The following is a 7,503-nucleotide window of genomic DNA, read 5'->3' as shown; positions in this document are numbered from 1 at the left end:
CGCGGCGCTCCCAGTGATCCGGTTCGGGCGGGCGCCCGGCCGCCTCACGACGCCGGAGCCACCGCCGGGGTTCAGGTCGAAGGCGACTATGCCGCCGCGCGGGCCGGTTTTTCCCCAGAGATCGGCGCCCGGCTCCCGTCCGCCCGCGCGTGAAGTCTGCGGTTTTCCGTGGTTCGGCGGAGGCATGCTCTTTGCGCCGGATGCCCCGAAGGAAGGCCGACCATGACACGTATCGGAAGGGCGTTGAGACGCCCCTGGATCATCCCCTTCTACTTCCTGGTGTTCGGGTTCCTGGCGTTCCGGTTGCCCAACTACCTCGGCTTCGACCCGAGCAAGTCGACCGCGGCGACGCGCCTGGACCTGCCCTTCTACTACCCGTTGCTGGTGGCGCACATCGTCTTCGGCTCGGTCGCGTTCGTGACCGCGTCGATCCAGATCTGGCCGTGGCTGCGCAACCGGAAGCCGAAGCTGCACCGGATCTCGGGCCGCGTCTACGTCCTGGGCGGCGCGCTGCCGGCGGGGCTCGCGATCCTGACGATCACGCCGTTCCTGACCCACGGCCCCGGCCAGAAGGCGGGCAACGCGCTGCTGGGCCTGCTGTGGCTGGCCACGACGATCATCGGCTTCCGCCGGGCGCGCCAGGGCCGGATCGTCGAGCACCGCGAGTGGATGCTGCGCAGCTTCGCGCTGTGCTTCTCGATCCTCGCGTCCCGCTTCTGGCTGGGCCCGGCCATCCTGTGGCTGGAGCCCGAGGTGTTCACGATGGGCGTCGACGGCCCGCCGGCGGTCCAGGACCAGGTGTCGACGCTGACGTCGTGGGTGCCGTGGGTGGTCAACCTGCTGATCGCGGAGTGGTTCAACCACCGCGCCCGCTACAAGGCGCTGGGCCGCCAGGCGGCCAAGCGCGCGGCGGCGAAGGTGGTCGTGCCCCAGGATCCGGCGCCGAACGCGGCCGCCCAGCCCGCGCACCACACGCCGGCGCTGGCGCCGAACACGAAGACGCCGGTCCTGGAGCGTCCGGCCCCCGACCCCGTCCCCTAGTCTCGCGGCTGCCTTCCCGCGGCGAAGAACCCCGGCACACTCCCCCAGGTGCCGGGGTTCTTCGCGGTCACCGGTTCGAGCAGAATGGCGCCGGAGGAGGTCCGCAGTGGAGAGCGAATACCGGTACTGGGCCTGGCTGTCCGAGGGCGAGTCGGCCAAGGAGGCCGCCAAGGAGGTCATCCGGACGTGGACGAGCCCGGACGGCCGTGAGCATGAGGAGTCGCACACGCCGGACGGCTGGCGGACGACCTGGACCTACCGGGACGTGCGGGACCAGCACAAACGCGGCCACCTGCTACCGATCACGGCCGAGGACGCCGGACGGCTGACCCGGGGCTGAGCCGTCACGCCCGCGGCAGCCAGTCCTGGACCGCCGCCACCGCTTCCGCGATGTGCTCCTCCACGATCGTGAAGTGGTTGCCCGGGACGTCGGTCACCGTGTCCGCGTGCGCCCACGCCGAGCGCCAGTCCACCGACTCCTGGGCCGCCACGATCGGCTCGGACGCGCGCACCAGCAGCGTCGGGCACGGCAACGGGCCCAGCTCCCAGCCCTCCATCAGGTCGAAGCACCAGGCCATCGCCGACAGCCCCGCGCTCGTCACCTCGGTGTACTGCTGGTTGCGCTTGTACAGGCCCTGCATCAGCCCGCCGCCGGCACTCGAGACGAACTCGCTGTCCACCGCGTACGGGTCGAGCAGCGCGACGCCGGCCGGGGGTGTGCCGCGGCGGCACAGCTCCGTCGCGATGGCGTGCACCAGCAGGCCGCCGGTGGACACGCCGAGCACGATCGCCGGCTCGCCGCCCGTGTACGCGGAGATCGCGTCGGCCTCCGCCGCGACCAGGGCCTGGCGGTCGGCCGGGAGCGCTTCGCCGTCGGTGAACCCCGGGATCGGGACCGCCGAGACGTCGTGGCGGCCGCGGCAGGACGCCGCGAACAGCGAGTACTGCTGCACCCCCGCCATCGCCACCAGCGCCGGGACGCAGATCAGGTGCGGGCCGGGCTCGGCGTCCGGGGACCGGCGGGCCAGCCGCAGCGGGCGGATCGGCCGGGTCAGCTCTTCGGACGTGCGGAACTTCGGGCGCAACGTCGCCGCCGCGCGCAGGAACGCGATCGCGTCCGCCTGCTGCCCGGCCTTCAGCGCGTCGGTGAACAGGCCCGCGATCGTCTCCGGGGCCTGCACGGACACCGTGCTCGTGACTTCGGCCGTCGTTCCGGTGGCGAGCTCTCCTGCCAGGTGCGCGGCCAGCTCCTCCGGCGTCGGGTGGTCGAACACGACCCCGACCTGCAGGATCAGGTCCGTCGCCGTCTGGAGGCGGTTGCGCAGGTCCATCGCGGTCAGCGAGTCGAAGCCCAGCTCGGGGAAGCTGCCGTCGGCGGCCACCGCGGCCGCGCTCGAGTGCCCCAGCACCGCGGCCGCGAGGCCACGAACCAGCTCCAGCACCGCGCCCGGGCGGTCGCCGGCAGGCAGCTGGGCGTACGTCCGGGCGAACGAGCCCGCGTCCTGCTCCGCCGTGGCCGCCGAGCGGCGCGACGGCGGCGGGACGAGCGTGTGCATCATACGCGGCACTTCTCCGGCCGCGCGCATCGCGGCCAGGTCGAGCCGGATGGCGGCGAGCACCGGTTCCGGCCGGGCCAAGGCGGCGTCGAACAGCGCGACGCCCTGCTCGGGCGAGAGCGCCAGCGCTCCCCCGCGCTCCTGACGGCGGCGGCTCGTCTCGTCGAGCCGGGCCGCCATCACGCTGCGGTCACCGGCCCAGGCGCCCCACGCGATCGACGTCGCGGGGAGGCCGAGGCCGCGGCGGTGCCGGGCGAGGGCGTCGAGGAAAGCGTTTGCGGCGGCGTAGTTGCCCTGGCCCGCGTTGCCCGCCAGCCCGGCGAACGACGAGAACAGCACGAACGCCGTCAGCTCGCGGTCGCGGGTCAGCTCGTGCAGGTGCCAGGCCGCGTCGAGCTTCGGCGCGAACACCGTGTCGAGCTTCTTCGGGGTCAGCGAGCCGAGGACGCCGTCCTCCAGGGCGCCGGCGGTGTGGACGACCGCCCGCACCGAGGGTTCCGAGTCGAGCAGCCGGGCGAGCGCGTCCCGATCGGACACGTCACAGGCGCGAACGTCCACAGTGGCGTCGAGCTCGGCCGCGAACGCCGCCGCGCCCGGCGCGTCCGGGCCGCTGCGGCTGACCAGCAGCAGCTCGCGGACGCCGTGCTCGGTGACCAGGTGCCGGGCGACCGTCCGGGCCAGCGCGCCGGTGCCGCCGGTGACGAGCACCTTGCCCGCCGCCGACCAGTCCATAGTGGACTCTTCGCCGCGGACGCGGGTGAGGCGGCCGACGTGCGGGACGCCGTCGCGCAGCACGACCTGCGGCTCGCCCGAGGCGAGCAGGCCCGGCAGCAGCGGCAGCAGGTCGCGGATGGACTGGTCGCCTTCGCGTTCCAGGTCGGCCAGCACGATCCGGCCGGGGTTCTCCGTCTGCGCCGAGCGCAGCAGGCCCCACGCGGTCGCACCGGCGAGGGCGTCTTCGGTGGCGCCCCGGGTGACGAACACCAGCCGCGTGGTGCGCAGCCGGTCCTCTTCGAGGAACGCCTGGACCTCGCCGAGCACCCACTTCGTCAGGTCGCGAGCCGCTTCGCGGTCGTTCTCCGGCCGCACCGGCACCAGCGGCATGAGGATCACCTGGGGCGCGGGCAGGCCCTCGTCGAGCGCGGCGGTCAGCGCGCCGAGGCCGAGGAACGTCTCGACCGCGCGGCCGAGGGTGTAGACGGCGCCGGTCAGCCCGAACTCGTCGGCCCCGGCCACGACCCAGGTGCCGTCTTCGAGCCGGCCGGGTTCCGGGGCCGGCACCGGCTGCCACTCCCAGCGGAAGAGGCTGTCGCCGTGGGCCGGCGCGCTCTCGATCGTCCCGGCGTCGCGCAGCAGCAGCGAGCCGACGGAGAAGATCGGCATGCCGGTGGTGTCGGCGAGGTCGACGCGGACACCGTCGGGGCCGGTGGGGCTGACGCGCACGCGGGCCCGGGACGCGCCGACCGCGTACAGCTCGACGTCGGTCCACGAGAACGGGAGCCGGCTGCGGCCTTCGCCGGTGAACGACGCCGCGTGCAGCGCCGCGTCGAGCAGCGCCGGGTGCAGGGCGCACGCGGCCGCTTCGGGCCGGTTGGCCTCCGGCAGCGCGACCTCGGCGTAGACGTCTTCGCCGTGCCGCCAAGCCTTTTCGAGCCCGCGGAAGAGCGAGCCGTAGCCGAAACCGTTGTCGGCGGCCTGCTCGTAGAAGCCGGTCAGGTCGATCGGCTCGGCCCCGGCGGGCGGCCACTCGGCCGGGAACTCCCCCGCCTCCGGGACGTCGCCCGCCCTCAGCACGCCGGTGGCGTGGCAGGTCCACGGCTCGTCGCCGGCGTCGGGCCGGGCGTAGACCGACAGCGTGCGCCGGCCGGCCGGGGTCGGCGGGCCGAGCACCACCTGGGTGCGCACGGCCTGCCCCGGCGGGACGACCAGCGGCACGGTCAGGGTCAGCTCGTCGACGACCGGGCAGCCGGCCTCGTCACCGGCGCGGACGGCCAGCTCCAGGAACGCGGTGCCGGGCAGCAGGACCGCGCCGCCGAAGGTGTGTTCGGCGAGCCACGGGTGCGTCGCGACCGACAGCCGCGAGGTGAACAGGAAACCTTCGGTGTCCGGCAACGCCGTCACGGCGCCGAGCAGCGGGTGCTCCGCCGCGGCGAGGCCCAGCGCGGTGATGTCGCCGGTCGCCTGAAGCGTGCCGCGGGGCCAGAAGTCCGTGCGCTGGAAGGGGTACGTCGGCAGTGCGACGCGGTCGCCGTCGGGGAGGCGCCAGCCGACGTCGGCGCCGCGGGCGAAGGCGGCGCCGAGCGCGGCCAGGAACCGGTCCGGCCCGCCGTGGCCGAGCAGCAGGGTCGCCGACGCCGTCGCGCCGGTGCCGGACTGCTCCAGCAGCGCCTGCAGGCCGAGGCTGAGCACCGGCTGCGGGCTGATCTCGACGAAGTGACGGGCGCCGCGGTCGAGGGCGGCGAGGACACCGGCGTCGAAGCGCACGGTGTGTTCCAGGTTGCGGTACCAGTACTCGCCGTCCAGCTCCGGGCCGTCGAGCCAGCGCCGGTCGGCGGTGGAGAAGAACGGGATCGAGGTCTCGCCCGGGTGCAGCTCACCCAGGACGTCGAGGAGCTCGTCGTGCAGCACGCGCACCTGGGGGCTGTGCGCGGCGAAGTCGACCCCCTCGACGCGCCAGCGCATCAGCCCGGCCGAGGACAGCCGCTTTTCCAGCGCGGTCAGGGCTTCCGGCTCGCCGGCGACGGTGACCGTGCGCGGCCCGTTGACCGCCGCGATCGACAGCTTTCCCTCGAAGTCGCCGAGCAGCTCGCCGACTTCGGCCTCGGACGCCATCACCGACAGCAGCCCGCCGCGCCCGGCCAGCCGGTCGCCGATCAGGCGGCTGCGCAGCGTCACGATCCGCGCGGCTTCGGGCAGCGACAGGATCCCGGCGAAGCACGCGGCCGCGATCTCACCCTGCGAATGCCCGAGCACGGCCGCCGGCCGGACGCCGTAGGAGCGCCAGAGGTGGGCGAGGGAGACCATCACGGAGAACAGCACCGGCTGCACGACGTCCACCCGGTCGACCGAGGGCGCGCCCTCGACGCCGCGCAGGACGTCCAGCAGCGACCAGTCGACGTACGGCGTGAGCGCTTCGGCGCACTCCTCGATGCGGGCGCGGAAGGCCGGTTCGGTGTCCAGCAGCGCGATCGCCATCTCCGGCCACTGCGAACCCTGGCCGGGGAAGACGAACACCGGGCCGGGCGCGCCCGTCACCGTGCCGGTGGCCACGGTCGGCGCCGGGACCCCGGCCGCGAGCGCGGAGAGGCCTTCGCGCAGGGTGGCGTGGCCGGTCCCGGCCACGACGGCGCGGTGGTCGAAGCGGCTGCGGGCCAGCAGCGTGCGGGCGATCCCGGACAGGGGCTGGGCGGGGTGCTCGTCGAGGTGCGCCAGCAGCCGGGCGGCCTGCCCGGCCAGGGCTTCCGGCGACTTCGCCGAGAGCACCCACGGGATCGCGACCGGTTCCGCGGCGGCCGTGGCGGGTTCGGCGGGCGGGGCCTGTTCGAGGACTACGTGCGCGTTGGTTCCGCTGACCCCGAACGACGAGACGGCGGCCCGGCGCGGCGCCCCGGTCCGCGGCCACGGCCGCGGTTCGGTCAGCAGCTCGACGGCGCCCGCGGTCCAGTCGATCTTGGTGGACGGCTCTTCGGCGTGCAGGGTCCGCGGCAGGACGCCGTTGCGCATGGCGAGGATCATCTTCAGCACCCCGCCGACGCCGGCCGCGGCCTGCGTGTGCCCGATGTTCGACTTCAGCGAGCCGAGCCACAGCGGCCGGCCTTCGGGCCGGTCCTGGCCGTACACCGAGATCAGCGCCTGCGCCTCGATCGGGTCGCCCAGCGCGGTGCCGGTGCCGTGCGCCTCGACGACGTCCACATCGGACGGTGACAGCTTCGCGTCGGCCAGCGCGGCGCGGATCACGCGTTGCTGCGACGGGCCGTTGGGCGCGGTGAGGCCGTTGGACGCGCCGTCGGAGTTCACGGCCGAACCGCGCAGCACGGCGAGGACCTCGTGGCCGTTGCGCCGCGCGTCGGACAGCTTTTCCAGCGCCAGCATGCCGACGCCTTCGGACCAGCCGGTGCCGTCGGCGCCCTCGGCGAACGCCCGGGAGCGGCCGGTCGGCGAAAGCGCGCCCTGGCGGCTGTACTCGATGAACACCATCGGCGTCGACATGATCGCGACACCGCCGGCCAGCGCGAGCGAGCATTCACCGCGGCGCAGGGCCTGCGCGGCGAGGTGCAGGGTGACCAGCGACGACGAGCATGCGGTGTCGACGCTGACGGTCGGGCCTTCGAAGCCGAAGGTGTAGGAGATGCGCCCGGAAGCGACACTGCCGGCGCTGCCGTTGCTCTGGTACCCCTCGAGGTCTTCGGTGACGCCCTGCAGCGCGATCGCGTAGTCGTTGTACATCACGCCGACGAAGACGCCGGTCGCGCTGCCGCGCAGGGAAAGCGGGTCGATGCCCGCGCTTTCGCAGGCCTCCCAGGCGGTTTCCAGCAGCAGCCGCTGCTGCGGGTCGGTGGCCAGCGCCTCGCGCGGGCTCATCCCGAAGAACGCCGCGTCGAACCCGCCCGCGCCGTGTAGGAAACCGCCCTCGGCGGTGGCGGAGGTGCCGGGCCCGCCGCTGTCGCCGAGCAGGTCGGCCAGCGGCCAGCCGCGGTCGTCCGGGAAACCGCCGATCGCGTCGGCGCCGTCGTCGACCAGGCGCCACAGGGCTTCGGGGGTGTCGACGTCGCCGGGGTAGCGGCAGCTCATGCCGACCACGGCGATCGGCTCGTCACCCGCGGACTCCGCGGCGACCAGGCGCTCACGGGTGCGTTGCAGGTCGGCGGTCACCCGGCGGAGGTAGTCGAGCAGCTCGGCTTCGGTC

The 7,503-nt window shown here is 74.2% G+C and carries 2 protein-coding genes and 1 pseudogene; 2 read left to right on the top strand and 1 reads right to left on the bottom strand.

Annotated features, from left to right (window positions below; translation table 11 throughout):
* Positions 1-222 precede the first annotated feature (222 nt).
* Together ACZ61C_RS31155 and ACZ61C_RS31150 are read left to right on the top strand one after the other, a co-directional pair.
* Positions 223-1,041: a DUF2306 domain-containing protein gene (locus tag ACZ61C_RS31155; protein ID WP_465311411.1), complete on the top strand. Its 819-nt coding sequence runs from the start codon at positions 223-225 to the stop codon at positions 1,039-1,041.
* 106 nt (positions 1,042-1,147) lie between these two features.
* On the top strand, positions 1,148-1,381 hold the full coding sequence (locus ACZ61C_RS31150) for a hypothetical protein (protein WP_465311410.1): 234 nt from the start codon (positions 1,148-1,150) through the stop codon (positions 1,379-1,381).
* A gap of 4 nt (positions 1,382-1,385) precedes the next feature.
* On the opposite strand, the pseudogene ACZ61C_RS31145 reads toward ACZ61C_RS31150, so the two are convergent.
* Positions 1,386-7,502: pseudogene (locus ACZ61C_RS31145) on the bottom strand (SDR family NAD(P)-dependent oxidoreductase); the annotation flags it as partial.
* Between the last annotated feature and the right edge of the window lies 1 nt (position 7,503).

This window comes from Amycolatopsis sp. NPDC104587, from assembly GCF_055583645.1.
This window is presented reverse-complemented; position numbering and strand designations above follow the sequence as displayed.

Excerpts from the sequence above, each read along its gene's own strand:
- ACZ61C_RS31155 (WP_465311411.1), top strand. The coding sequence starts at position 223 with ATGACACGTATCGGAAGGGCGTTGAGACGCCCCTGGATCATCCCCTTC.